Source organism: Enterococcus sp. AZ163, from assembly GCF_050498925.1.
In the GTDB taxonomy this organism is placed as follows: Bacteria; Bacillota; Bacilli; order Lactobacillales; family Enterococcaceae; genus Enterococcus_A; species Enterococcus_A ferrettii.
Genome location: NZ_JBIPAO010000016.1, coordinates 1 through 1,223 on the forward strand (window position 1 = coordinate 1; position 1,223 = coordinate 1,223).

1 protein-coding gene and 1 pseudogene are annotated in these 1,223 nt (G+C 37.6%); both read right to left on the reverse strand.

Translation table 11 applies throughout. The features are described from left to right. Nucleotides 1–34: 34 nt before the first annotated feature. Nucleotides 35–793, reverse strand: a complete 759-nt coding sequence (locus IGI46_RS25885; protein ID WP_429974625.1) for a class A sortase — start codon at nt 791–793, stop codon at nt 35–37. A 6-nt stretch (nt 794–799) separates the two neighbouring features. Then, nucleotides 800–1,223: pseudogene (locus IGI46_RS25890) on the reverse strand (hypothetical protein); the annotation flags it as partial.

Sequence of the window (1,223 nt, forward strand, 5' to 3'; positions counted from 1 at the left end):
AAAGTAGGGGGGATATTATTCTTTTTTCATTGATTTAATTCACTTGAAAAGCTTCTTTAACATGAGCTGGACTATTAGAAAGAGTTTTTTGTTCTATCAACTCACCCTGCACGATTCGACGTCTCTTAGTACCAGCACCGCCGTAGCAAGTTACCAGGGTACAAATCGGTGTTTCGTCGTCAGGAATATCTTCTAACAAGTCCGTCCTTGTATCATTGAACACATCATTACTGGTTACTCGAAAAGTGAATACTTCTTGATAATCAGTTAGATAAACATAACTGCCAATTTTCGAGTTTTTCAATGGAGCAAATAAAGACGTTCTACTTGCCATATTGTGACCAACTAAAACATAATTTCCTTTGCCTAATTGTCTCTCGCTGCTGTTCTCAGCGTCATAGTAGGTACATGCACCTAAATATTGGTTATCGCCGTAAAATCCCTTAAATATGCCTAAATGGATGTTTGTATCTGGCATGTACATTCCACCAGTTAGAATTTTCTTGCTAGTACCTCTAGCATTCCTAAAATTGGCGGCTACCACATCATCAGCGCTTACTTCTACAACATCGTTTAGCTCATAAGTAATCAATTTTGGAGAAGTTTTTTCATTCAACGAAGCGTTCCTTTTTACTTCCGCAGCATGCACTTTTTCCTGTTTCAAGTCTCGTGTCAGAAAATGACGATAACTTGTATAAGCGCCAACTGACAAAATAAATAAAAGAGCAATAGCGATCATTGCTCCTTTACTAAGATATTTTCTTTTTTTGACTGTAATTTTTTTTACTACCATGAGCCATCAACGACTCTTTTTGAATTTAACATCATGAACAATCACACCCGTAGCAATCACGCCAACACTCGCTAAGAAGATTGGCAAGATAGATTTCTTATTACTTTGACTCGTTTGAGGCATTGTTTTTTCTTTTGGAGTTTCCTTTGGTGTTTCTTTTACAGCTGGAGTCACTGGTTTTTCTTCTACTTTCTCAGGGCGGATGGTTTGTTTTTCATTATTTAAATCGAAGTGCTCGGTGTATTTGTCTGTATGCTTTTCATCATTAAATACTTCATGCGTCACAACCAGTTTTTCGCCCTTTTTCAAGTTGTATTTTTTCGCATAGTATTGGAAGTCTACCGTGAATTCTTCTTTGCCATTCTTAACTTCTCGCGTGTCTTCAATGGTTTCTAACACTTCAGACTTAGGGGCATTTGTGGCAGCAGCG